Here is a 25,226-nt window from a genome sequence, read left to right as displayed (position 1 = left end):
ACAGGACTCAGGCTGCTTAGTATCTTTTTAACACTGTCTACTTGACAGGGGTCACTTCAATTCGGCGGGGCTTTTTCAGCTATTAATTCGCAAATGCCTCCTGCAGCAAGCGGTAAGAATGGAGCTTATCTTCAAAATGGTGTGTGATGGTCACCGCCATGATTTCCTCTGTTTCATACGCTTTACTCAAAGCCAGCAGCTGCTCCTTCACCTGTTCTTTCGTGCCGACAATCATTCGATTTCGATTATCAGCAATACGTCTCTGTTCATAAGGGGAGTACGTATTTTTCCGAACAGCTTCATACGAAGGAACACCTTTTAAAGGAATGCCCTGCTCCCCTGCTAAAAGCGTAAAATCAAGCACAGCCGCAAGCTCCTCTGCCTTCTCCTCCGTGTCAGCACAAAGAACGAAAACAGCGACTGCCGCTCGGGGCGTGTCTCCTAATACAGACGGATTGAATCGTCTTTTATACTGCCTGACTGTATCCTCACCGCCCTCCCCATTGATAAAGTGGGCAAACATATAGCCAGCACCCGAATCAGCGGCAAGCAGCGCGCTTTCTCCAGATGAGCCAAGCAGCCACACATCAGGTGCGGTTGAAATATGCGGCGCTGCCGTCAGATTCGGAAAACGATGTTTGTCATCCGCCAAATCATGCAAATACATGGTCAGCTCCTCGATTTGCTGCGGATACTGATCGGCATTCCGCTTCCCGCCGTCATTCAGCGCCCATGATGCAATCGGCATTCCACCTGGTGCTCTGCCAAGCCCCAGATCAATTCTTCCCGGTGCCAGCCCTTCCAGCACACGGAAATTCTCAGCTACTTTATAAGCGCTGTAGTGCGGCAGCATGACGCCGCCTGACCCAACACGGATTCGATCCGTTTTCGCCGCTATATGACTAATCAGCACTTCTGGGCTTGATCCTGCCAGCCGCTTTGAAAAATGGTGTTCAGACACCCAAAATCTCTTATATCCAAGGTCCTCAGCAGCTTGCGCAAGCGCAACGGTTTGCTGCAATGCTGTTTCTGCAGAGCTGCCTTCTGATACCGGAGATTGATCTAATATACTTAATGAAATCATCCCTACCACCTCATTCTCATCGTATCACTGATCCCCTATTTTTTCTCCAAAGCCGCTCACATGCTTATCATTGTCTCCCGATCATTCGCCATTTATTTGTGACAACATGTCTCTATTTGTCGGAATATGTTACACGTGAAACATGAAAACCTCTCCGAACCGGAGAGGTTTGCTTTAGTTCTTATTAAAACCTTTTTCTTTCACATAGTCATTTAAATACGTACGCGGCTTCTGCTTCATAAAGTTCAGAATCTGGTCAGACCACGTTTCCACACGCTGGCCGTTTGTTCTTTCTCTATAATAATCAGAAATGGTTTGATCATACGCATCCATCGTATTGCGGAAATCGTCTGTGTTCACATTATACGTATTCTCATGATAGACCGCCTGTTTTGGCAATCTCGGTTTTTTGCCGGAAAGGTTGGCAGGATGGCCCACTGCCAGACCGAAAAGCGGAAGCACATGGTCAGGCGTTTGCAGCACCTCTGTCACCTTGTCCAGTTCGTTTCGAATACCACCGATATAGCAAATGCCCAGCCCCATAGATTCAGCGGCAATGCTCATATTTTGCGCTGCCAGCGCCGCATCAATCAAGCTCACCATAAACATTTCCGTATTTTCAAGCAGCTCAGAAATGTTTTCGCCTTTTTCCTCAGCCAGTTTTTGATGGCGATGCAAGTCCGCACAAAATACAAAAAAGTGTCCGTTGTTCTCAACGTAAGGCTGATTTCCGGCAAGCACAGACAGCTCGCGTTTTTTCTCAGGATCGGAAACCCCGATAATCGAATATGCCTGTACGTAGCTGGACGTTGACGCAGCCTGTGCACTTTTCACTAATGTATCAATTTCCTCAGCAGTCAAAAGCTGATCTGTAAAAGACCGGATGGACCGATGATTCAAAATGGTTTCAATTGTGTTATTCATCACAAGAACCTCCTTATCTGTTTTTATCATATCCGAAAAAAAGTGAACTCAAAAGCGAAATGCTCTAAACAAAAAAAGACAGCCTCTTTAAAGGCTGTCTTTATCTTAAGAATTAAAGAGATAGCTTCTGTATTTCGTCAGCTGCACACTTGCATTATACACAATCCCGAAGCCAATCAGCGTGGAAAGTGTAGAGCTTCCCCCGTAGCTGACAAACAGCAGCGGAATCCCGGTAACAGGCATAATACCGATGTTCATTCCGATATTCTGGAATGTGTGTATCACAATTAATGCTGTATAGCCAACGCAAAAGAAAGAAGCGAAACGGTTAAACGGATGTATTTTGTCAATCAGAACGACAAGCCTGTAGATTAAGAAGAAGAACATGATGACGACAAAGGCACAGCCTAAAAATCCAAAGGATTCACCTATGATAGAGAAGATGAAGTCAGTTGTACTTTCTGGAACATAAACCTTTAAATCAGAAATGCCATTTCCTAAAATGCCACCAGATCCTATAGCCATGATAGCTTGATCAACTTGCCACCCGCTATCATCATTCTGTGTGTCATTTGAATCAGAAACCCAAGAAGTAACCCTCTTAATTTGATATTCCTGTATTCCAACTGATTTAGCAGCGTCGGGAAAGTTTATCATTACTAATAAAATTAATGAAATGAGTAAGATACCTGAACCAGCAATGATTGTTATCAGTTTCCAATTGATCCCTGACATAAAAACCATTACAAGAACGATAAACATACATATTCCCGCAGTCCCAGCATCCTGCATCAGGATAAGACCAACAGGGATAACTGCGACACCCGCAATCTTTAATAACAGGTGAATATCATCTCTAAGCGTCCGGACTCCTTTAGGATTGGCTTTTCCGATGACTGAAGCTAGCATCATAATCAAACCAACCTTCATGAACTCTGACGGCTGTATGGTTATTCTCCCAAACCTAAACCAACTTTTTGCGCCTTTAATGACAGGTGCGATGGACTCAGGACTAATCTTAAGAATAATCAAAGATAAAATACCAATGATAAAAATATATAAACTTAATTTTTCAAGCTGTTCTAAATCAAAGTACAAAAGGACTGTGATGGCAACAGCTCCCAATAAATAAAACACAATTTGCTGTATCCAATCCGTGTTCCCGTACTGTCCAAATTGACCAGCAGCATAAATTGATACTACGCTTATAATAAAAAACACACCAAATATAAAAATCAAATCCCCCTGGTAAAAGGGGCTTTGCTGTTTCTTATATCGACCCATTCTATCCCGCCTTACATTTTCATCGGAAAATCACTAATGTTTATTATACATGAACCTCGATCAAGATGACACGTGAAGCTCGTTTCCTTTTATGTTTTTTGCGCATCTACAGCGCTTTTTCAGCTACACGAAATATGACGTATCATAAACCAAAACGTTTCGAATGACACAAAACTTTTCAAATGAAAAAAACCCCACTATAAAAGGGGTTAAAAGAAATCCATAAGAAATGGAGGTTTTAATTGAAATTCGTCATCAAGCCGTTTGATTTCCGATACCGGTCCTTTTATCATGCCTGTTTCAAAAAGGAAACGAGCACTCCTGGCACCTAGGAAGAAAGCGGTTAAAGAAGATATGCTGCATTCTATTAGATGGTCAGATGACTCTTCCGGAATGATCTGCACCTGCTGGGACTCGACACGGAAAGTCTGTTGATTCCACGGGGCCCATTGATCCGTCACCTTAAAGTCAAAGGGAGCTGTCAGCCGAGATTTTGGATATTCCCGTAAAAAACCTTCAACGTCAACGATGCGCGCCATACTATAAGGATATATCACTTGTTTGACCCGGGGTTCGGCAGTTAAAAAATCAAGATCTTCCTCCATTTGTACAGTCAGTTCTACTTCATTTAGCATCGAATCATGCTGGCAAATAAAATTCCACAAGCCTCTCTGGGCCTCCCTGTTCAAATAAACAAATTCTTTAACTCGCATCGTTTTATTTTTAATGTCATACACAAGATATCCACAAGACACTCCATCTTCAGAGATATACATAGCCTTCATACCATCGATCTTCTCTGTCCAGTGCTCCTTTGAACGTTTCATTAGCCCATTATGCTTCGTTCTATACTGATTATAAATGGCATTCACTGCATCTGTTTCATTCTCTTGAAGCCTCCTCATGTATCCAGAGGTATCACCTAGCTTTTGCAATTGTTCTTTAAGGTAAGTCAGACGTTTTTGATAGAAACAAAGTTCCCAGCCAAATTTGCGGTAAAAGGAGATTAGGAACGGATGCAAAAAGCTGATGGTTTGGTTTTCTTACTTCATGACCGTGAGAGCGTTCCGAATAAGTTCCTTTACTGTTCCTTTTCTTCTGTATTCAGGCCAGGTTGCCACCCCAGCAATACCTCCCATCTTCATCTCCTGCTCCTCAAGCATGACAGAAAAGGGAATAATGTGAAGCTTAGAGAAGAGTTTCTCTTGTTCCTTCATTCCGATGATGTAATGGTTCTCTAAAGCTTTTACTTTCTCTTCTCGTTCCTCATCACTGAGTTCTTTCTGAAAAGCATATTCAGACATGCGGATCACTTCTCGCCAATCTTCTCTTTCAAGCTTTATTACCTGATACATCTGCATCCTCCTTTTTTTAAAAAGAAAGCTCCGTACATTCTCCTATCTTACAGCGTTTAAAAATAAGACGATAGGTCTAACTCATTTTTTCAAAAACGTGTATCAATTTCTGGAAAACATGGTATAATAATTGTAACAGAATGTTCACAAAACAACCACAAAACAGACACAACTCAGTTCCTCTATTTCATTTTTGTAAACGTTATCACAAAATGAAAGGAGACGGGTATGATGGACATGTTTTTTGCTTACTTATTGGTTGCCAGCGCAACTCCTCTCTTTATTTGGCTTGATAACAAAAAAGTCGCACTCTCAGCTATTCCGCCAATCATCTTAATGTGGGTCTTCTTCTACTTTTACGCAACAGAAAGCCTTTCTCCACTAGGACATACTCTCATGATTATCTTGTTTGCCGTCAACGTCATTGTCGCTCATATCGCTGCATTTATCATTTACGGTCTTCCGTATCTTCGCAGAAAGCGAAGCAGCTGAGGACAGCAAAAAACCCTCTTCTAACGAAGAGGGTTTCAGCGTGTCGACAAACCCTCGCATTCGTTGTCAGTCCTGCGCGTTAGTGCTCACGAATTGCTGCATTCGCTGTGCTCCAATGCTCGTCCTTCCTAGACTTCAAGGGTTTTCAATCACGCTGAACAAATGATAAAATCCCAAAAAAATTTCGTTTTGGGATTTTGCTAATAATAAAAACCCTCTTCTAACGAAGAGGGTTTTTGTATTATTCGTTATGGCCTGAATGCTCTGTGTGTCCAGCGCCTCCAGGAGGATTTCCATCCATATGGTCACCATGGTGATAGTGAGCCGCAAAAATCCAGATGGATCCAAGCACGATAACGATCGCGCCAAAGAATCCGAACAGCGTGTTTCCGACTTGGATACCGCCGTTTTCGCTCTCTGTCATGTGCATGAACATGAGAAGCTGCAGCGCCGCCTGAATGAAGGCAAAGCCGAAAATGATCCAAAGTTTTGCTGATGAGCTTAGGTCAGTATACACTGCAACCCATAGAGCCAGCAGGGTCAAAACGATAGACAGTGCAAAACCTACAATGTGCTTCCATGGAAAGTGACTGTGTTCAGCAGATTTGTTTGCCATTTTACAGACCCCCCAATCCCATGAGATAGACACCTGTAAAGATGAAAATCCATACAACATCTAAGAAGTGCCAGTACAAGCTTGAGATAAAGATTTTAGATGAAGTTTGCGGAGTTAAGCCGCGTTTCTTCAACTGAATCAGAATTCCTGTAATCCAGAAAATACCGATTGTTACGTGAGTTCCGTGAGTTCCAAGTAAAACAAAGAATCCAGACCAGAACGCACTTGTACCGAGAGATGCTCCTTCATGTACATAGTGGACAAACTCGTTGATCTCGCAACCGACGAAGCCGGCGCCAAGAAGAAGAGTAATAATTGTCCAAATGACTACGCCTTTTAAACTTCCGCGGCGCATTTCATGAACAGCGATCCCGCAGGTAAAGCTGCTGATAAGCAGCAAGAACGTCATAATCATTACCAGATTCACTTCAAATAGTTCGTCCGGTAAGACACCTCCTGCTGTTCTGTTTTGAAGAACGAAGAAGGTTGCAAATAGTGTTGAGAACAACACAATTTCTGCCCCTAAAAAGATCCAAAACCCGAGAATATTAAGTCTGCCGGTTTCAGATTGATATTCCATAGGCGCGTTAGAATTGCCGTGTTCTGCATGTTCCATAACTCACGCCTCCTTATTCGGAAATCTTTCTTTCCGTCTCTTTTATTTCATCAACACTAATGTAATAGCCGTTGTCGTATTCGAATGAACGCAGAACCATGCAGAGCAGGACTCCGATCAATCCGACTACGCCCATCCAGTACCATTCAAAGACAAGTCCAAAGCCGGCAATACCGAAGGCAACAGACATAAAGAACGGTCTGCCAGAGTTGCTTGGCATATGGATTTTCTTGAATTTGCTTTCAGGGTATAACTCGGTTTTTTCTTCTTTCATATGATGGAATGCATCTTTAGATTTGACTTCAGGAAGCACCGCAAAGTTATAATGCGGCGGAATCGCAGAAGAAGTCGCCCAATCAAGACTGCGTCCCACACCCCATGAATCTCCGCTGATTTCACGAGTAGAGTAGCGGAAGCTGTAGTAGATGTTATAGCAAAGGATCAAGAATCCTACACCCATCATGAAAGCTCCGACAGTTGAAATAAAGTTCAATGTTGTCCAGCCGTCATTCGGTCCGTATGTGTAAATACGGCGAGGCATGCCTTGAAGCCCCAAGAAATATTGCGGGAAGAAACAAATATTGAACCCGATCATAAAGATCCAGAAGAACCATTTTCCGATTCTTTCGTTCAGCTTGTGGCCGAACATTTTTGGATACCAGAAAATAAATCCGGCAAAACAAGCAAATACAGTACCTGCGATCAGCACATAGTGGAAGTGAGATACCAGGAAGTACGTATTATGGTATTGATAATCCGCTGCTGCCATCGCAAGCATAACCCCTGTAACCCCGCCGATTACGAAGTTAGGAATGAACGCAAGCGCCCACAGCATAGGCGTTGTAAAGCTGATTCGGCCTTTATACATGGTAAAGAGCCAGTTAAAGATTTTAACCCCGGTCGGAATCGAGATAGCCATTGTCGTAATTGAGAAGAAAGAGTTAACGGACGCACTGTTCCCCATTGTGAAGAAGTGGTGAGTCCAAACTAGGAAACTCAATACGGAGATGGCGATAATAGAACCAACCATCGCTGTGTAACCAAACAATTGTTTTCTTGCAAAGCTTGAGATAATCTCAGAGAAAATACCGAATGCCGGAAGAATAACGATATATACTTCAGGATGTCCCCAAATCCAGAACAAGTTAGCCCAAAGCATCGGCATACCGCCTGCTTCCAATGTGAAAAAGTGAGCACCGAACAAACGATCAAATGATAAAAGTGCTAAAGCTACTGTAAGTACAGGGAACGCAAACACGATAATAACCATTGTGATCAGTGTTGTCCATGTGAACATTGGCATACGCATTAATGTCATGCCTTTTGTTCTCATTTTTAAGATTGTTACCATAAAGTTGATCCCTGTCATCAGGGTACCGATACCGGCAATCTGAAGTCCGAGGAGGTAGTAGTTCTCACCCGGCCCAGGGCTCATATCATTACTTGCAAGCGGCATGTAACTTGTCCAGCCTGCGTTCGGAGAACCTCCGATAACGAAAGAAATATTGAAAAGCATCGCCCCTACGAAGAACGTCCAGAAGCTAAGGTTGTTCAAGTAAGGGAACGCAACGTCGCGAGCACCGATTTGAAGAGGTACAACAACGTTGATAAGACCGATTAAAAACGGCATCGCCATGAAGATGATCATGATTGTACCGTGAGTTGTAAAAATTTCATTATAGTGGTTTGAGTCTAAAAAACTGTTATTCGGAAGCGCTAGCTGGGCACGCATCATCAGACCGTCGACACCGCCGCGGAATAACATAATTACAGCAGATATAATGTACATGATTCCGAGTTTTTTATGGTCAACAGTAGTTATCCATTCGGACCAGAGCCATTTCCACTTTTTGAAGTAAGTCAGTACAAAAATGATGGCAATGGTTGAAAGCGCAATGGAAACTTGTGCGCCCAGAATTAATGGGTCACCAGTTACGAAAAATTCATCCCATTTGAATTTCATGCGGGCTTCCTCCTTTCCTGATCAATATCATTCTTCTGTATCATCAGACTTCTTAAATTCATTTTCTTTTACGTTTTCAAACGGATCAGTTTTAGAGTGCGGTGAAACGGCTTGATAGCCAAGGCGTTTACGGGCCTCCATCGCGTATTCAGCGTCTTGTCCGTGATCAACGTATTTTAAGTGAGTAGAAGAGAACGTTAATTCGTCCACATTTTCAGGAAGCATTAATTGATCATACTTCTCTTTTGTCAGCTTAGGAGCCTCATTTTGAGTCTTTTTCACCCAGCTGTTAAAGTCTTTTTCTGTTACAGCATTCACATCAAACTCTTGGTCTGCAAAATGTTCACCTGTGAAGTTCGCGTTGCGTCCTTCGTAAGTTCCCACTTTATCAGCCTGTAAGTATTGATCCATCAGCATTCCTGCCATCGCATATTTTTGTCCTCCAAGCTGAGGAATCCATAGCGAAGCCATTGAATCTGCAGATGAGATTTTGAACAAGATTGGGCGGTCGACAGGAATGTTTAAGTAGTTGACCGTTTCAATATCCTGTTCAGGGTAGCTGAATACCCATTTCCAGTCTACCGAAGTAGCATAAACAACTAGAGGCTCTTTGTCCTTTGTTGCTTCAGGAGCTTTTTCTAACGAATATATCGTCTGTACGGTTGGCACAGAAAGTGCAATGACGATTAAAATTGGGATCACTGTCCAGACTACTTCTAAGAACGTGTTACCATGAATTTCTGGGTTATAAGATCCATTATCTTTGCCTTTACGGTCGCGGTATTTTACTAAAATAATGGTAAATAGAACAAAGACGACCCCGACAATAAACAGCATAAATCCGATAGATAACAGGATTAAATCACTTTGCTGTTCAGCTACAGGCCCTTTCGGATCTAGTACTGAAGCATTGCTGCATCCCCCAAGGACGAAAACCACAGTTAACAGCGCTAATACAAGCAACGGTTTTAATGCTCTGAACAAGAAGATCACCATCCTTCCTATTGATGTAATAAATCTGAAGTGCATACTTCCTCAAAATCTTTTCTCTACTTTGTTATGCTATCAAAAAGTTCACTTATTAGCTTTATTTTTTTATAAACTTCATCCCATTTTCGCTTAAATGTCATAAAATCGACAAAAATTGCTCCAACTTTATTCACATCTATCGCTTAAGATGAAAAGTTTCTAGTTATTTCCGCATATAAGTAAAGAAAGATGATGAAGAACTAATTCTGACAAATAAAGGTTTACCACAATAAAAAACTTAGGTCAATCAAAAGTTTCATTTTGTTAAACTTTCTAGAAAGGAATTAATTTTTCCTTGTCTAGCATCTTTTCACACGGCTTCCATTTTAACGCATCAAATATTGAAAGAAAAGGCTCAATAAGGCGTCGATATGCTCCAAACTGTTCCCATTTTTTAAGAGAGCATCCAATTGTTTATCTTATACAAAAAGGAGGAATGATATAAGCAAATAAATATAATAGGATGTGTTGCATGATGAGTTTTATTATTTCACTTATCGTCGCTATTATTATCGGCTGGCTTGGAAGCCTGTTTGTTAAAGGAGATATGCCAGGAGGAATTATTGGGTCTATGATCGCAGGTCTTATTGGCGCCTGGATCGGCCACGGGCTTCTCGGAACATGGGGGCCGCATCTAGCCGGATTTGCCATCATTCCAGCGATAATCGGAGCGGCTATTGTTGTATTCTTAGTAAGCCTGCTAACCAGAAAAAGAGGATAAGAGAGACAGCGCCTGAAGCGTACGCGCTTTGGGCGTTTGTTTTTGCCATCTAAATCGAAAAAGCCTCAACCCTAGTGGTTGAGGCTTTTGACTGGTTTGACGCCTAAATGATCAATGAACCTGCTGAAGGCCTGTTTTCCTTCCGTTGTCTGTTTAAATACACCGGCGTGTTCAAGAATGCGGGCAAATACATGTCCAAGCTCTTCCTTTATGACCAGTTCCGCATTCTCTTTTGTTATGGTTCTTTTTTCCATCAGCCGAAGAGCCCACTCCTTATGTTTTGCTGTGAGCGGATTTTGGTCTAAAGCTGTTTTTGGATCAGCCGAACATAGTGCCGCTGCCGTTTCTTTCATTTCTTCCTGTAAGCGGCCCGGCAATATCGCCAATCCCATGACCTCAATCAGGCCGATATTTTCTTTTTTAATGTGGTGAACTTCCTGATGGGGATGAAATATACCCAATGGATGCTTCTCATCCGTCCGGTTGTTTCTTAGTACGATATCGAGTTCATACAAATCTCCCCTGCGCCGCGCAATCGGCGTGACCGTATTATGGGGCGTATCGCCTGTATAAGCAGCTATGCCGGCTTTTTCATCGGAATACGTTTGCCACGTGCGGAATATATGATCCGCAGCTTCGGCGACTTGATCCGGTTTGTCTCCTCGGAGCCTGAGCACGGACATCGGCCACTTCACTAAGCCCAGCGACACACCGGGATGATCAATTAATTCATATACGTTTTCCGCTTCTGCACGCGCCATCGGAAAATCGTGCGCCCCGCCTTGGAAATGATCGTGGCTTAGGATACTGCCGCCGACGATTGGCAGATCCGCGTTTGAACCGATAAAATAATGCGGATATTGCCCGAGAAATGACAGCAGCCTTTCAAACGTTTTTCTGCTGATCTCCATCGGTTCATGTTCACCTTTTAAGACGATGCAATGCTCTGGATAATAGACATATGGCGAGAACTGCAAATACCATTCCTCGTCTTTCAGAATGACCGGAATAATTCTGTGATTTTGGCGGGCGGGATGATTTACGCTTCCCTCAAATCCGACATTCTCTTTGCACAGCAAACACATCGGGTAATTGGTCTGCGCCTGCTCTTTTGCAGCCGCAATCGCTTTTGGGTCCTTTTCAGGCTTTGACAGATTAATGGTCATTTCCAGCTCGCCATATTGAGTCGGCACCGTCCAATGAACATTTTTGGCAATCCTGTCAGTCCGGATATAGTAGACATCCTCTGAGTATTGATAGAATTCCTTTGTCGCCTGTTTCGGGCCGTATAATGCTTTTGTCTCTTCAAACTTGCGAATGACCTCAGACGGAGCAGGAACGAAACATCCCATCAGCTTTGCACTGAGCAAGTCACGATATGTGTCTGTATCCGCTTCTATTCGGCCGGTTTCTGCCGCCCATTTGTAAATGGGCGCAAGCAAGTCCGGCAGGTTCTGTGCCTGCTTGATCCAAGTGCGGGAGACCGGCTCGGGATGTTTGATGTCCAACGCTTCATAAAGTCGGTTTCTCGTATATTCCCGGTCCCAGATCGAGATCAGTTTTCGTTCTAAGCCATACTCTAGCAGCTGTTCCAGATGTTCAACAATACTCATGTGTCACTCCCCCTTTAGCTCTCTCGCTCCCTCTCCGATATCAGCGACATAAAAATCCGCTTTGAGCCCTGTTTTTTCTTGATACTTGTCTCCAACCTTTTGGATAAAATCATCAACAAACGCATCTTCTACAATGCTGATCGTGCAGCCGCCGAAGCCTGCTCCCGTCATTCTTGATCCAATCACGCCTTCATGGTCCCACGCCGCAAACACAAGCTCATCAAGTTCAGGGCATGTCACTTCATAATCATCCTTCAATGATAGATGGGATTCCTTCATTAACCGCCCGATTTCATCTATATTGTTTTCTTTGAACATACGGGCCGTTTTGACAGCACGGTGATTTTCATAAACAGCGTGCTTTGCCCTGCGTCTGTTCGTTTCATTTTGGATCAGGCTGGAATGCGCATCGAAATCAGAAGGCTTGATGTCGCCCAGCGAGACAATATCGAGTGCTTTTTGCAAATCAAGCAGTGCATCATTGCACTCTTGGCGTCTCGTATTATAGCTTGAGTCTGCCAATGCCCTTTTTTTGTTCGTGTTCGCAATGACCAGCGCGAGGCCTGAGACATCGAGTTTGCTATATTCATAGTCCAGCGTGTCACAGTTCAATAGCATCGCATGATGTTCTTTCCCCATTCCGATTGCAAATTGGTCCATGATTCCGCAATTGACACCGATAAATGTGTTTTCTGCATGCTGCGCCATTTTTACAAGTTCAAGCGCTTTCACTTCAGGATGAAAATAGCTTTGAAGCACGACACCCATCAGCAGCTCAATAGAAGCAGATGACGAGAGTCCCGCCCCGTTCGGAATATTCCCTGAAAACACAATGTCAAAGCCATGGGGAACTGAATAGCCCCTTTGCTGAAATTCATAAATGACGCCTTTCGGATAGTTCGCCCAGTCGTCTTCTTTTTGATAGCGGATGTCATCAAGGCTGCATTCCTTGATCCCCGCGTCTTTAAAGTTGTCTGAATACATCCGGAAAACCCCATCTTTTCTTTCTGCGACAGCAGCATATGTACCCATTGTCAGCGCGCACGGAAACACATGCCCGCCGTTATAATCTGTATGTTCCCCAATCAGATTCACTCTTCCAGGTGCGAAAAAAAACCGTAACCCCTTTTTTTCTCCGAACACACTTGCAAATATCCCCTTTAGCTCTTCCCGCATGTGCAATCACCCTTCATTGTTTTATTTTTTTATTTCCCCTTATTTCTTCAGTGAAAACTGTAGATCATATGCTGCTGTCCCCTGTCATACCCCTTCTTCTTTTGTCTTTTTAAAGACGAGCCATTTGCTTGCGGCATAGTTAACGACAACAATAACCGCGTTGTCGAGTATTTTTGCCAAGGTTTCATTTGTATTGAACTGGCCGACAAGAATGATCATCATGCCTAAATCTATGCCGAGAGACAGGACCCGAACGCTGAAAAAGGCCGTGATCTCTTTCAGCAGGCTTTGCAGGTCATGTGTTTTTTGCTGAAACACATATAATTTATTTGTGATGTATGCAAACAGCACGGACAAAATCCAAGCGGCGACAGTAGCGGCTTTGTAATCCATATTTATGATCTCTACCAATATATAAAAGCTGGCGATGTTCACAATGGTTGTGAAAACCCCCATAATGATATACATAATCATTTCTCTATACTTCACTGATGTTCCTCGCTTTCTGAAAATCTTTTCAACATTCTTGGGCTCACATGCTCTCTATCCAGAGTAAAAAAAACCGAGAGTGCGTCTAAAAAGCTCCGGAATGTGGCGGGCTGGCCCAATACAAATGATTGTTTGATGATTCCGTCGAGCACTGCACATATTATTTTAGCCGTATATTCCTGATCAATACAGGAGTCAATCAGTTTTCTCTCCTTCAGCCATTTAATATATAACGCATTTTCTTCCACCCACAATTCATATAGCTGGACATAGGCCTTGCATTTCTGAAGGACTTGGTATGTCGGCATATTCATGGCAAACGAGGTAATGTCCCACGACGGTTTATTTATGTAATAGGAATAAAGCAGCTCTGCGGCATGTTTTGCAGCCTCGTCCAATGTCAGCGGTTTCACTGAGTTCTGCTCCATTTGATCAAGATGCCCTATGATGATTTCTTTTTTCATCTGACGTTTCTCGAGAAGACGCTGCAGAAAGTCCTCCTTGCTGACAAAATGAACATAAAACGCTCCTTTACTGTACCCGGCCGCTCTGCTGATGTCCTCTATAGAAACCAGGTCATACGCTCGGTCAATCAACAAATTTAAGCCAGCGTCTATAAAACTTTCAAATGTTGCTTCTCTTTTAATTTGAAATTTGTTTTTTTTCATTTTTTTCTCCAGCAATATGATTACTCTTATCTTACAACGGATCAATCTTTAGCGGTATTTATTTCTTCGAAAGCTTATGCTATTCGGTTTTTAAGGGGTCATTTTTAATAGGCTAATTGATTTATTTTCATTTACATACTATCCAGTCAGTATTTAATTGTTTATTATTATAAATAAGGTTCAATGGTTATATTAGTCATTTTTTTAGGGAATAGGTAGGTGGTTTTTCCTTCAGTTTGTGAACACCGAGCAACTATGTGTGAAATTTGTTGTACTCGCCTCATCATCGCGCCGGCTTGCTTTATTTGCCCGCATGTTGCAGGAAAACATTTTATACAATTGGAGGTTACTATGAAAACTCATGTTAAAAAAGATTTGGACAAAGATTGGCATATGTTAATACAAGAAGCTAGATCTATTGGATTAGGCATTCGTGATGTGAGGCAGTTTTTAGAATCTGAGACAGCATTGAGAAAGAATAATCACAAAAAAACCGTCCGCCAAGACTAATCCAAACAGGCGGATCTATTACCTCTGGCTTTTCTATCATCTGATCTGAGTTTTCACCATATCCTCTATTCGAAAGCAATTGCTGCGCCGAGCTTGAGGACAAACGGTGTGTCAGCTACATACGACAGACAGCCGGTGATGCGATCACCTCTTGGCACATGCATTGTCATAAAGAGGTGATGCGAACATAGTAACCGGGCTTTGGTAAACAGCAGCTTTGCGTAGTACAAGCTGCATTCGGTGAGGTTTTGAAAGCACACTCGTATAACGCGGCGAGCTGGAAAACCTTCGCCTGTCTTTATACCGCGTGCTCCTACACCATTTCCTTCTTTTTTCATTCTCCAGATGTTCTTCAACGCATAAATCAGACTTTCAGTACATACCTATTGGTGTACCTTTTTGCTTATATTCAGCGAATAAAAGGAGGATAGCCATGTACAAAGCTGATTACAAACAGATTGCTGCAACTCCGGCTTTTCAAGCTTTTTTAAAGCAGAAACGCGCTTTTATTGTTCCTTCTGCGATTTTCTTTTTTGTCTTTTATTTTTCGCTTCCTGTTTTGACGTCTTATTTCACCTTTTTGAATGCGCCGGCCATTGGTGCTATTTCATGGGCTTGGCTGTTTGCCATCGCCCAATTCGCCATGACCTGGATACTGAGTACGGTGTATTCCCGAAAGGCAGCACATTTCGATCTATATGTAAGCGGCTTAAAGGCGGACATAAAGGGTGAACAGACATGAATATGACGGCTTTTCTCTTGTTTTTAGCGATCGTCGGCCTGACGCTGATCATCACGTATTTTGCCGCAAGAAAGACGAAAACAACGAGTGAGTTTTATACGGCGGGCGGCGGGCTCACCGGTGTACAGAATGGACTGGCAATTGCCGGCGACTACATGTCTGCCGCCTCGTTTCTGGGGATTGCCGGAATGATTGCCTTATATGGATTTGATGGTTTTTTTTACAGCATCGGTTTTCTGGTGGCTTATCTCGTTGTCTTGTATATCGTGGCAGAACCGCTTCGGAATCTTGGAAAGTATACGATGGCGGACATGATTGCGGCTCGTTTTAAAGAAAAGAAAATCCGCGGTGTCGCGGCTCTCAATACCATTGCCATCTCTACTTTTTATATGATCGCCCAGCTCGTGGGGGCGGGCGCGCTGATTAAACTGCTGCTTGGGCTGGATTATACCGCGGCCGTCCTCATCGTCGGAGTGCTGATGACCATTTATGTCGTGTTTGGCGGCATGATCGCGACAAGCTGGGTTCAAATTATTAAAGCCGTGTTGCTGATGGCCGGCACACTCGTGATTTCAATCATCGTGTTTTCGAAATTCGGCTTTAACCTCAATACTATGTTTGAGCAGATGAAAACGGCAACTCCGCTTGGCGCTGATTTCTTAAATCCCGGAAATAAATATAAGGTGCCTCTTGAGACACTATCGTTAAACTTGGCACTGATGCTGGGAACCGCCGGGCTTCCGCATATTTTGATCCGGTTTTATACCGTTAAGGATGCCAAGACGGCCAGGGCATCTGTTGTTTCAGCGACATGGATTATCGGTGTATTTTACATTATGACGGTATTTCTCGGATTTGGCGCGGCTGCGTTTGTCGGTTTTGATGCGATTACGGCCGCTGATCCAGCGGGAAATATGGCGGCTCCGCTTTTGGCTAAAGCGCTCGGTGGAGATTTTCTGTTCGCGTTTGTGTCAGCCATCGCTTTTGCAACCATTTTAGCGGTCGTGACAGGATTGGTGCTGTCTGCCGCCTCTGCATTCGCCCATGATATTTACAGTCAGATCATCAGAAAGGGAGAAGCAACTGAAAAAGAACAGATGAAAGCGGCCAGGTGGGCTTCTGTCGCCGTGTCAGTGCTCTCGATTCTCCTTGCGATTTTTGCGCAGTCTTTAAATGTGGCGTTCCTTGTTGCACTTGCGTTTGCGGTAGCGGCCAGCGCAAACCTTCCGCTGATTGTATTTACAGTCTTCTGGAAGAGATTCAATGCCTCAGGCGCTTTATGGGGCAGCCTGACAGGCCTGATCAGCGCGCTTGTGCTGGTGTCGATGAGCCCTAGTGTGTGGGACCCGGCCGGAGGTGCTATTTTCACCGGTGATCCGCTTATTCCGCTTTCTAATCCAGGCATTATTTCCATTCCGCTCGGCTTCCTGGGCGCATGGCTCGGAACAGTGCTGTCGTCTCATAAAACAGTTGATGAAGATACTTTTGCCGAAATACAGGTAAAGGCGCACACTGGCATTCATATGGAACAGGAGTAAAAAAGCTCTCTATTATTGAGAGCTTTTTCTTACTTTTTCTGCTGTTCGTCAGAAATCGCTTTTTCAAATACGTCCTTGCCGGCAGCGCCGGGAATAACGGTGTCTCCAATGATAAAGGTTGGAACCGCCGTGATGTCAGCCTCTTCATAGGCGTGCTTTAAGGCCTGACGCTGCACGTCCTGATATGTTCTTGATTCCAGTGCGGATTTAAATGAGGATCCATCTAGGCCCACTTCCTCGGCAAGCTTTGTCAGGATGTCAATGTCCCCAATATTTTTGCCCTCTTGGAAAAATGCCTGAAAGACACGGGTGTTGTATTCATATCCTTTATCAAATTCCTTTGCAAAGTGAAAGCCTTCAAATGCCAAATCTGTATATGGATGTGGCGAGATGTTTGGAAAATTGATTTCGACTCCCAATTTGTCCGCCATTGGCTGAATCGATGTCTGCCACATGTACTGTTTAGAAGGATCATTGACCGGGTCAAGCTGAGGTGATGGGCTTGGGCGCAGTTCAAACGGCATCCACTCAACTTCAACATCCTTTCCTTTCATCGCTTCTTCAAAAGCAGCTTTTCCAATGAAACAAAATGGGCAGACGTAATCTGAATAAACTTTGATGTGTACTGTCATGATAATCTCCTTTCGTATAGGTTGATTTTAAACTGTAACTATTAAAGTTACAACTATTTTTTTAAAAGAGAAGCCGATATAAAGGCTTCTTTATGATTCCAGCAAACGCTGGGCAATATATTCTCCTTTTTTACAGCCGCCTGGGCATGCATATAAAGCAGAACCGACTGTTTGCGTGTATTCGTTTAACGCATCCTTTGCCGAAAGGGCCTTCAGCATGGGGATGAACTGATTGTCGGGATTTTTTTGAAAGCTGATAAAGAGGAGGCCCGCATCCATATAGCCAGTTTTCGGATCAAGTCCTTCCGTGTAAGAGAAGGCTCTCCGCAAAATTTGTTTTCCCGTAGATTTCGCAAGGCTGACGTGTGAATTTGGCGGGATTTGATTCAGCTTCACAGGATCTGTTTCCTTTTTCTGACCGAAAGGCGCTCCCGAGCTTTTTCTCCGGCCAAAGGTATCCTCCTGATCCTTGAGGGAAGAGCGATCCCAAATCTCAAGGAACATTTTGATCTTCCGAAAGGCCATATAGGTGCCGCCCGCCATCCAATCAGGCTCTCCCGATTGAATCCACACGATGGAGTTCATCAAGTTGTCATCCTTCGTGCTCTGGTTGCCTGTTCCATCTTTAAATCCAAAGAGATTGCGCGGCGTTTCACCATTTTTTCCTCCGCTTAAAAAGCCTTTGTTCACAAAGCGGACCTCACAGGTGCCAACTGCTTGATTGAGCAGATTCCGCACCGCGTGAAACGCCACTTGCTCATCGTCTGCGCATACTTGAATGCAGATGTCTCCGCCTCCCTGCTTTTCATCCAGGTTGTCATTCGGCATCGCAGGAAGAGCGGCAAGGTGCTTCGGTTTTTTGCTTTTCAGCCCGAAGCGGTCCTTTCCGTCTTTTTCAAAAAAGCCAGGTCCGAATCCGAATGTGACCGTTAAGTTGGAAGGGGATAAATCAGCGGATTCACCTGTATCCTGCGGCGGCAGATATTGATTTTTCTGCTCAGCCGACATTTTCTTGCCAGACGTCAGCATCTGTGTCAGACTTGTCCAGTTTCTGAATAATGTAATGATGTCAGCCTTCTCTTTTGCAGTTACATCAAGCGCGGCAAAATAGACGTACGTCTGATGGGCAGTTGTGATTCCGGCCTGATGCTTTCCATAAAACGGAACGACCTGATCATCTTCTTTTTCGTCCTTTTTCGATGACTTAGCCGCGGTCTGAACAAGCGGAGCAAGACCGCCGAGTCCGCTGGCACCGATCGCAACGGCCGCGCCTGCCATCGCTCCCCATTTTAAAATGTCCCGTCTGTGAATTTGTTGTTCTGGCTTTTTTTGTTCATCGCTCATGCTGTTACAAAACTCCTTTTATAGCACATTCGCAATCTTCGACATGGTTTCAGAAAGAGTCGTCAGCTTTGTGCTCAGCTCTCTGATTTGCTCTTCACTTAATTTATCATAAGACGTATAGGACTGATCATTTGTTTTGTATGTTGCCATTAAAACTTCAAAATCGCTGAACTCCGTATCCAGCTTTTCCGTCAGGTCAGAGTGATCTTTTACAAGTGCGCTTTTCACTGTTTGATAAACAGCTTCTGAGCCTTCCACATTCGCCATAAGGTCTACTAAATCGATTCGTGAGTAGCGCTCCTCTTCTCCCGTGATTTTCGAAATGCCGGCTTCGTTTAAAAGCTCCATTGCGCCTGCTACAATTTGTTCAGGTGTTAATGCCAGGGATTGAATTGAACCGTCAAGCTCTTTAACATCCTTGAGAAGCTGGTCAGCTGTTGCCTTTTCCCCGGAAATATTTCGGTTCTTCCAGATGGCTTTCTCAAGCTTATGGAAGCCTGTCCATTTGTCCCCTTCTTCTACATCGTTTTCACGGGCGTCAATTTTCGGATCAAGATCTCCGAGGCTTTCAGCGATCGGTTCGATTCGCTCGTAATAAACACGCGCTTTCGCATATAACGTTTTGGACTTTTCGATATTGCCGGATTTCACAGCGCTTGTAAATGCTTCAGTCGCTTTTACAAGCTGATCGCTCTGCTCTTTGACATAGCTTTTATATTCATCGGCTGCTTTTTCCAGCTGATCGCTTGCCTTTTTGCTGCTCTTCTTCGCTTCCGTCAGGTCTTCTAAGGACACTTTTAGTGACTCAGATTCTGTCTTGATTTTATCTGTATCCGGTTTGTCTTTCTGCGCTTCTGTGTAGATGGGCTGAAGATGCTTTTCGATTTCTGTATATTCGAACGGATAGTCGCCGCGGATATCGTTTTCAAAGGAAAGCCAGTAGCTGTTTAACTCTTTTCCCTTCTTTTCAATCTCTTTTTGGTCTCCTTTTTCTGCTGAATCATTCAGCTTGGAAATGATGGTTTCCATCTTATCTACGGATGCGGCGATCTCTTTGTTGACCCCGCTTTTTTCAGATGAAGCTTTGTCTTTGGTTGAGGATGTGTCGTTGGCTCCGCATCCTGCGCACAGTGCAAGGATGCATCCGGCTGATACAGCGATTTTTATAAAATTCATTTTGTCAGTTCCTTTCCGTTTGTAAAATGTTTTGCCGCTTCTGAGATAAGCGCAATCAGTAAAAAGAACAGGATCAGCAATTGCGGAATCGTGCTGTACACGGACGGATAAATTCCAAGCATCGATACGGACGGCAGCCAGCTCTCTGCATCAGACGGGAGAATGCCCGCCAGCTGAAGGCTGTGAACGCCGGTTCCGAGAAATTTCACGCACATATACAGGACAACCGCCATGGATAAAAGAAAGAACGGCTTCAGTGGAATCCGCATTCCGAGCTTAATCATCAGAATACCGGCGATGACGAGAACGATAAGCCCCGCGGCAGTTCCGCCGACCAGTTCAGTGAGCGGAAGCTTCCCGACAAGCCCGATGAAAAAGATGACCGTTTCAAGCCCTTCTCTTACAACCGCCAGAAATGCAATGAGTGCGAAGGATAGCAGGCTTCGTTTTTTCAGCGCCTGTGATTTCTGGATGTTGATTTTTTCTCTCCATTTATCCATTGAGGCATTTCTGTGCAGCCACACCCCGACATACAAAAGCATGACTGCGGACAGTACACCGGTGATCCCGCCAAGCAAGAAATTGTTTTCCCCGAATATGTTGGAGGAGAACAGAAGCGTGACACCGATGCCGGCTGCCAAGGAAACAACCATGCCGGCGGACGCCCCGCCCCAGATCCATGCCGTGGAACGTGTGACACGCGCTTTTTTTGTCATGGTTAAAAGCGCCCCGATGACAAGCAGGGCTTCCATCCCTTCACGAATCGGGATCAGCGCCGCATCCCACCAGCTGTAGCTGCTCGATGCGATCGGCTCGAGCAACTGAATCATTTCGTCAATTTGCTTTGATACCTTTTCGGGATGACTGTCGATCTCAGCCTTCATCAGCGCCAGGTTTTCCTCTGATGTCGTATAGGCTTCTTTCGATTGGGATACGACGTCCCCCTCTACAGCCAGCCAGGATGTAATCAAATTGTCGATTGCTGACGATGCTTGACCCAATTGGTTTTTTTCTATTAGCTGTTTTGTATCTTTTAAGCCTTGTATATAGGCTGTTAAGGACGCCCTTGATTGACCCGAGGATGTCTTTTTCAGTACGACAGCCTGCTGATAGGTTTCTAAATGAGAGGAAAGCTCTTCAAGTTGCGTTTTGAGTTTTTCTGCGTCTTGATTGACGAAAGAAAGAGAAATCATTGCGATATTCGAGTCCATCTTGCTGTGAGAAGAAAGGTTTTCCTTTTTGATAGTAGGTTCTTCTTTTTTCCACTTCGCCTTGAATGTTTCAAATGTTTGTTGTGCCGAGTCTACATCTCCGTCTTTTACGGATGCGATCATTTGCTTGTTTAATTGAATCAGTGCAGCGATCGGATCGTCCTTCGCATGCGCCGCAAAACCGAAAACCATCGACAAGCTGAATAAAATAAGTGCCAGCACCCGAGCCATCATGTTCCTCCTATAACTGAAAATGATTATCATTATATATCATAATCATAGCCAGTTCCTGTTCTTTGTCAATTAAAATTTGAAGGTCTGAAAACCTTGATCCCACAGCAAAAAGGCTGTCCTTTACAGGACAGCCTTTTGAGGGAAGACGTACGTTTATCTTCCCTTTTTATACGTTTGAATGTCTTCATGAAACTTGCGTGCTGCGCCTTCTGGATCCTCCGCCTGACTGATGGCGCTGATCATACTGACACCGTCCGCTCCCGCTTGGATAACAGGTGCGGCATTTTCGATTGTAATGCCGCCGATGCCTACAATTGGAATACCGATGCCTTGGCGGCGAACCGCTTCGATAAGAGATACTCCCTGTACAGCTCTCGTATCCTTTTTCGTTTCCGTCGGGTAGATTGGCCCGAGCCCGACATAATCCGCGCCATCTACTTCAGCTTGCTTCACCTCAGACATTGTATGGGCAGAAACACCAAGAATCATATCGCCTATAGCGTCTCTTACTTCTTTGGCGTTGGCGTCTTCCTGACCGATGTGGACACCGTCAGCCTTCAGCGCCAGGGCCAGCTCCACATCATCATTGACAATGAAAGGAACACCCGCTTCACGACAGACTTCCTGCACGTTTTTAGCGAATTCAATCCTCTTATCTCCTGCCAGCGCATCCCCGCCCTTTTCACGAAATTGAAACAACGTGGCGCCGCCTTTTAACGCTTGTTGTACAACTGTGACGGGATCGGCTTTTGTATTGTTTGATCCCATAATAAAGTAAACAGATAATAGATCTTTCATCATTTCCCGAGAAATACGTGTCATGAAACAGTCACCCTTTCGATTGTCGCCAGCTCTTGGACGTCTTGTTCAGTAACAGAGGAAAGCTTGTTCAGCAATTCAATCTGAAAGCTTCCCGGACCTTTGTCAGCCGTCTGCTGTGCGGCAAGCTGAGCTGCAACGCCATATGAAGAAATGGCAGCGATAGCAGCAAACAATGGATTTTCTTCTACGGCGCAAAACGCACCGACAACAGATGTCAGCAGGCATCCGGCGCCTGTTACTTTCGTCAGCAGCTTGTGGCCATTATGAAGGGTAAATACGTCTGACGGGTCAGCTATGACATCGACTTCGCCAGTGATGGCAATGACCGTGCTTAGCTTTTGTGCCGCCTGCTGGGCCAGCTGAATCATGTCGCCTCCGCCTTCTCCTGCATCAACACCTTTGATCAGCCAATCGGTAACGCCGACGGTATGGGCAATTTCTGCCGCGTTCCCTCTGATCGCAGAGAGGCGCACCTCACGGATGATGTCGCGTGCCGATTCCGTGCGGAACGGTGTTGCTCCTGCACCGACAGGGTCTAGAATGACAGGGACGCCATGTTCATTAGCTGATTTACCCGCGATGATCATTGCTTCAACTGATTCCTTGCTCAGCGTCCCGATATTTAATACGAGCGCACCCGCAATCTTCGCCATGTCGGCGACCTCTTCTTTCGCGTACGCCATAACGGGTGATGCGCCGAGGGCGAGCAGGCCATTTGCTGTAAAATTCGTTACGACATTATTGGTTATGCTGTGCACCAGAGGGCTATGCCGGCGGACAGCAGTAAGACATTTTGCTGCTGATTGTGCATCCATGTTTGCATCATCCTTTACTATCTTTTTTTGGGTCCCATAAATACGATTTCGTATGTTCAAGCCAAGCTCTGGCCGCAAAGGACAAGTAGCGGTCTTTTCTCCAAATAATAGCGAGATGCCAAGGGATGACCGGATCGACAAGCGGAATGACCTTCACTTTTTCCGGGTCAAGGCCGCGGCAGATTCGTTCCGGCAAAAGCCCGATTCCAAGGTTGGCTGACACCATCTCACTAATAAAATCCCATTGTGAGGTTTCATAAATGACGTGAGGCCGGAATCCAGCTTTGATACATTCCGTCATAATTCGATTGTGCAGGACAAAATCCTCCCTGAAGAAAATAAAAGGCTCGTCCTTCAACTCACGCAGCCTGCACTCCTTTTCATCTGCCAGCGGGTGGGAAGGATGAACGACAAGCATTAAGGTCTCTTTTACAATTGTAAACGAATGAAATATATCTTCGTTTGCAGGAAGAACCACAACGCCGATATCAAGAGAGCCATCCCCGACACCTTCTTGGACTTTGATAGAACCGTCTTCAACTAGCTGAAAGGTAACATTCGGATAGTTTTCACGGAAATCGCCGAGCACTCTTGGAAAAAACCCTGATCCGATCATCGGCGGCAGCCCGATCCGCACGTGCCCTTTCTTGACCTCCATAATATCATTTAATTCTGACGTCAGGTTTTGAAATGATTTAATGATTTCCTGGGCCTGCACATACATGCTCTGGCCGGCATCAGTCAGTTCCACCTGCCTGCCGTTTCGGTAAAACAGTTCGATCCCGAGCTCCTCTTCTAAATTTTTAATCATTTTTGATATTGTCGGCTGAGAAACATAAAGAGATTGGGAAGCCTTCGTAAAGCTTTTTAAACGGGCGACTTCCAAGAAATATGTTAAATGGCGGATATCCATGTGCTTCACCCTTTCTATAGACAAAAGGAATACTTATTATTCTTAATATATATTTTACCTATATCGAGACCTTATGTACAATAGGAATATAAGGGAGGCATCAATATGAAAAAACTGTTGCTAACCGTTATTCAAATCGCTCTGTTATTTATATTTGCTCGGCTGATTAATTGGGTGACAGCCCTTCTTCATATAAATATTCCCGGCAGTATAATTGGGATTGTGATTCTTTTCACATTATTACACTTTAAGATCATCAAGCTTGAATGGATAGAGCTTGGCGCAGCGTGGCTTCTCGGGGAGCTGCTTTTATTTTTTATCCCGTCTGCCGTCGGAGTGATTGAATACGGAGACATTATGTCGAAATTTGGTGTCAGCATTCTGCTTGTTGTCATCATCAGCACGTTTGTCGTGATGGTGTCTACAGGAACGCTTACACAAATCATTGCAAAAAGAAAGGAGAAAAAGCATACGTGTTCATCGGAATTGTAAGTTTGTTTTTAACGGTTTTGGTGTATTTAGGAGCAAAAAAGGTATATCAACGCTTTCCGCGTGTCTATACGTCGCCGCTATTGGTGACGCCCGCTGTGCTAGTCGGCCTGCTGCTGCTGGTGAATGTCCCGTACGAGTCCTATAATCTCGGCGGCGCCTTGCTGACCGATATGCTTCAGCCGGCCACCGTGGCATTCGCGATCCCGCTTTATAAATATTTCCCTGTTTTAAAGAAATACGCAGTCGAAATTATTTTGAACGTGGCCGTCGGTTCATGCATCGCGATTATTTCAACCGCTCTTATTGCGAAATGGCTTCACCTCGGCACCGGCTTAATTGACAGCCTCGTCCCGAGATCAGTGACAACGCCGATCGCGATGAACGTATCTGAAATGATCGGCGGAATGCCTGCCGTCACAGCTGTGTTTGTGATTTTGACCGCTTTGTTCGGCACAGTGATCGGCCCGATGGTCATCCGCTATTTCCGCATTGATAACGAAATCGCGCGGGGCGTGCTGCTCGGCACAAGCGCACACGGAGCGGGAACGTCAAAAGCATTTGAGCTCAGCTCTGTGTCCGGCACGATTTCCAGCGTGTCGATGATCTTAGCTGCGATTATGACGCTTTGCGCGGCGCCGTTTTTACTTTCATTTATGTAAAAAAACTGTCCTCTCAGGGACTGACCCCCGTTTTTGAGACAGGGATCAAAACACCTTTTAAACAGCCAATTGCCGATAGTTTATCGGTGATTGGTTGTTTAGTTTAGT

27 protein-coding genes are annotated in these 25,226 nt (G+C 44.6%); 7 read left to right on the top strand and 20 right to left on the bottom strand.

From position 1 onward, the window contains the following. Positions 1-82: 82 nt before the first annotated feature. From MOB98_RS19275 to MOB98_RS19255, 5 genes are all read right to left on the bottom strand, one after another. Positions 83-1,084 carry an LLM class flavin-dependent oxidoreductase gene (locus tag MOB98_RS19275; RefSeq protein WP_268359796.1) on the bottom strand — a complete coding sequence of 334 codons (1,002 nt, stop codon included), beginning with the start codon at positions 1,082-1,084 and terminating at the stop codon, positions 83-85. A gap of 174 nt (positions 1,085-1,258) precedes the next feature. Then, entirely contained in the window at positions 1,259-2,008 is a 750-nt protein-coding gene (nfsA, locus tag MOB98_RS19270) for an oxygen-insensitive NADPH nitroreductase (protein ID WP_268359798.1), read from the bottom strand. Positions 2,009-2,113: 105 nt separating this feature from the next. Further along, positions 2,114-3,292, bottom strand: a complete 1,179-nt coding sequence (rodA, locus tag MOB98_RS19265) for a cell shape-determining peptidoglycan glycosyltransferase RodA (protein WP_268359799.1) — start codon at positions 3,290-3,292, stop codon at positions 2,114-2,116. A gap of 209 nt (positions 3,293-3,501) precedes the next feature. Next, the gene (locus tag MOB98_RS19260) at positions 3,502-4,119 is read right to left on the bottom strand and encodes a sterol carrier protein domain-containing protein (protein ID WP_268359804.1); all 618 of its coding nucleotides are present in this window, start codon (positions 4,117-4,119) and stop codon (positions 3,502-3,504) included. A 216-nt stretch (positions 4,120-4,335) separates the two neighbouring features. Continuing rightward, positions 4,336-4,647, bottom strand: a complete 312-nt coding sequence (locus tag MOB98_RS19255; RefSeq protein ID WP_268359800.1) for a GNAT family N-acetyltransferase — start codon at positions 4,645-4,647, stop codon at positions 4,336-4,338. 228 nt (positions 4,648-4,875) lie between these two features. Here MOB98_RS19255 and ywcE point away from each other — a divergent pair, with 228 nt between their 5' ends. Continuing rightward, positions 4,876-5,139, top strand: coding sequence for a spore morphogenesis/germination protein YwcE (gene ywcE / locus MOB98_RS19250; protein WP_268359801.1), 264 nt, complete (start codon positions 4,876-4,878; stop codon positions 5,137-5,139). Positions 5,140-5,380: 241 nt separating this feature from the next. On the opposite strand, the gene qoxD is transcribed toward ywcE, so the two are convergent. From qoxD to qoxA, 4 genes are read right to left on the bottom strand one after another with little or no spacing between them, the layout of a single operon-like run. After that, positions 5,381-5,755, bottom strand: coding sequence for a cytochrome aa3 quinol oxidase subunit IV (gene qoxD / locus MOB98_RS19245; RefSeq protein ID WP_268367316.1), 375 nt, complete (start codon positions 5,753-5,755; stop codon positions 5,381-5,383). Between the two features lies 1 nt (position 5,756). After that, positions 5,757-6,371: a cytochrome aa3 quinol oxidase subunit III gene (gene qoxC / locus MOB98_RS19240; protein ID WP_003236031.1), complete on the bottom strand. Its 615-nt coding sequence runs from the start codon at positions 6,369-6,371 to the stop codon at positions 5,757-5,759. Between the two features lie 13 nt (positions 6,372-6,384). Next, entirely contained in the window at positions 6,385-8,334 is a 1,950-nt protein-coding gene (qoxB, locus tag MOB98_RS19235) for a cytochrome aa3 quinol oxidase subunit I (RefSeq protein ID WP_003222173.1), read from the bottom strand. Positions 8,335-8,361: 27 nt separating this feature from the next. Next, positions 8,362-9,327, bottom strand: coding sequence for a cytochrome aa3 quinol oxidase subunit II (qoxA, locus tag MOB98_RS19230; protein WP_268361848.1), 966 nt, complete (start codon positions 9,325-9,327; stop codon positions 8,362-8,364). A gap of 511 nt (positions 9,328-9,838) precedes the next feature. Here qoxA and MOB98_RS19225 point away from each other — a divergent pair. Next, positions 9,839-10,084 (top strand): GlsB/YeaQ/YmgE family stress response membrane protein, encoded by a 246-nt coding sequence (locus tag MOB98_RS19225; protein WP_064816040.1) that lies wholly within the window; start codon positions 9,839-9,841, stop codon positions 10,082-10,084. A gap of 71 nt (positions 10,085-10,155) precedes the next feature. Here MOB98_RS19225 and galT read toward each other — a convergent pair whose 3' ends face one another. The 4 genes from galT to MOB98_RS19205 all read right to left on the bottom strand — a co-directional run bounded on the left by galT (position 10,156) and on the right by MOB98_RS19205 (position 14,030). After that, on the bottom strand, positions 10,156-11,697 hold the full coding sequence (gene galT / locus MOB98_RS19220; protein WP_268361831.1) for a UDP-glucose--hexose-1-phosphate uridylyltransferase: 1,542 nt from the start codon (positions 11,695-11,697) through the stop codon (positions 10,156-10,158). Positions 11,698-11,700: 3 nt separating this feature from the next. After that, positions 11,701-12,873: a galactokinase gene (locus MOB98_RS19215; RefSeq protein ID WP_268361833.1), complete on the bottom strand. Its 1,173-nt coding sequence runs from the start codon at positions 12,871-12,873 to the stop codon at positions 11,701-11,703. Between the two features lie 84 nt (positions 12,874-12,957). Then, positions 12,958-13,341 carry a GtrA family protein gene (locus MOB98_RS19210; RefSeq protein WP_268361850.1) on the bottom strand — a complete coding sequence of 128 codons (384 nt, stop codon included), beginning with the start codon at positions 13,339-13,341 and terminating at the stop codon, positions 12,958-12,960. A 17-nt stretch (positions 13,342-13,358) separates the two neighbouring features. Continuing rightward, entirely contained in the window at positions 13,359-14,030 is a 672-nt protein-coding gene (locus MOB98_RS19205; protein ID WP_268361835.1) for a TetR/AcrR family transcriptional regulator, read from the bottom strand. Positions 14,031-14,381: 351 nt separating this feature from the next. On the opposite strand from MOB98_RS19205, the gene slrA reads away from it, so the two are divergent. From slrA to MOB98_RS19190, 3 genes are all read left to right on the top strand, one after another. Beyond that, the gene (gene slrA / locus MOB98_RS19200) at positions 14,382-14,540 is read left to right on the top strand and encodes a transcriptional regulator SlrA (protein WP_003236045.1); all 159 of its coding nucleotides are present in this window, start codon (positions 14,382-14,384) and stop codon (positions 14,538-14,540) included. A 433-nt stretch (positions 14,541-14,973) separates the two neighbouring features. After that, complete coding sequence (locus MOB98_RS19195; RefSeq protein ID WP_268361838.1) at positions 14,974-15,282, top strand: DUF485 domain-containing protein; 309 nt, start codon at positions 14,974-14,976, stop codon at positions 15,280-15,282. Continuing rightward, the gene (locus MOB98_RS19190) at positions 15,279-16,820 is read left to right on the top strand and encodes a cation acetate symporter (RefSeq protein ID WP_268361839.1); all 1,542 of its coding nucleotides are present in this window, start codon (positions 15,279-15,281) and stop codon (positions 16,818-16,820) included. Before MOB98_RS19195 ends, MOB98_RS19190 begins: the two co-directional genes overlap by 4 nt. A gap of 29 nt (positions 16,821-16,849) precedes the next feature. On the opposite strand, the gene MOB98_RS19185 is transcribed toward MOB98_RS19190, so the two are convergent. The 7 genes from MOB98_RS19185 to cidR form a co-directional block, all read right to left on the bottom strand. Beyond that, the gene (locus MOB98_RS19185) at positions 16,850-17,452 is read right to left on the bottom strand and encodes a DsbA family oxidoreductase (RefSeq protein ID WP_268361841.1); all 603 of its coding nucleotides are present in this window, start codon (positions 17,450-17,452) and stop codon (positions 16,850-16,852) included. Positions 17,453-17,542: 90 nt separating this feature from the next. Continuing rightward, on the bottom strand, positions 17,543-18,796 hold the full coding sequence (gene efeB / locus MOB98_RS19180; RefSeq protein WP_268361843.1) for an iron uptake transporter deferrochelatase/peroxidase subunit: 1,254 nt from the start codon (positions 18,794-18,796) through the stop codon (positions 17,543-17,545). An 18-nt stretch (positions 18,797-18,814) separates the two neighbouring features. Further along, positions 18,815-19,972 carry an iron uptake system lipoprotein EfeM gene (efeM, locus tag MOB98_RS19175; RefSeq protein WP_268361845.1) on the bottom strand — a complete coding sequence of 386 codons (1,158 nt, stop codon included), beginning with the start codon at positions 19,970-19,972 and terminating at the stop codon, positions 18,815-18,817. After that, positions 19,969-21,414: an FTR1 family protein gene (locus MOB98_RS19170; RefSeq protein WP_268367314.1), complete on the bottom strand. Its 1,446-nt coding sequence runs from the start codon at positions 21,412-21,414 to the stop codon at positions 19,969-19,971. Before MOB98_RS19170 ends, efeM begins: the two co-directional genes overlap by 4 nt. A gap of 156 nt (positions 21,415-21,570) precedes the next feature. Further along, a complete protein-coding gene (gene thiE / locus MOB98_RS19165; RefSeq protein ID WP_268367312.1) occupies positions 21,571-22,239 on the bottom strand; it encodes a thiamine phosphate synthase in 669 nt (222 codons plus the stop codon). Beyond that, a complete protein-coding gene (gene thiM, locus MOB98_RS19160; RefSeq protein ID WP_268367310.1) occupies positions 22,236-23,054 on the bottom strand; it encodes a hydroxyethylthiazole kinase in 819 nt (272 codons plus the stop codon). The genes thiE and thiM overlap by 4 nt, the downstream gene beginning before the upstream one ends. 7 nt (positions 23,055-23,061) lie before the next feature. Further along, positions 23,062-23,967, bottom strand: coding sequence for a cidABC operon transcriptional activator CidR (gene cidR, locus MOB98_RS19155; RefSeq protein ID WP_268362037.1), 906 nt, complete (start codon positions 23,965-23,967; stop codon positions 23,062-23,064). Positions 23,968-24,072: 105 nt separating this feature from the next. Here cidR and MOB98_RS19150 point away from each other — a divergent pair, with 105 nt between their 5' ends. Next, positions 24,073-24,459 carry a CidA/LrgA family holin-like protein gene (locus MOB98_RS19150; RefSeq protein WP_003222205.1) on the top strand — a complete coding sequence of 129 codons (387 nt, stop codon included), beginning with the start codon at positions 24,073-24,075 and terminating at the stop codon, positions 24,457-24,459. Further along, positions 24,441-25,118, top strand: a complete 678-nt coding sequence (locus MOB98_RS19145; protein WP_268362034.1) for a CidB/LrgB family autolysis modulator — start codon at positions 24,441-24,443, stop codon at positions 25,116-25,118. Before MOB98_RS19150 ends, MOB98_RS19145 begins: the two co-directional genes overlap by 19 nt. Positions 25,119-25,226 lie beyond the last annotated feature (108 nt).

The organism is Bacillus sp. N13C7, assembly GCF_026790065.1.
Lineage (GTDB): Bacteria > Bacillota > Bacilli > Bacillales > Bacillaceae > Bacillus.
Note: the sequence above shows the minus strand (reverse complement) of the source record. Positions and strands in the feature narration are given on the sequence as shown.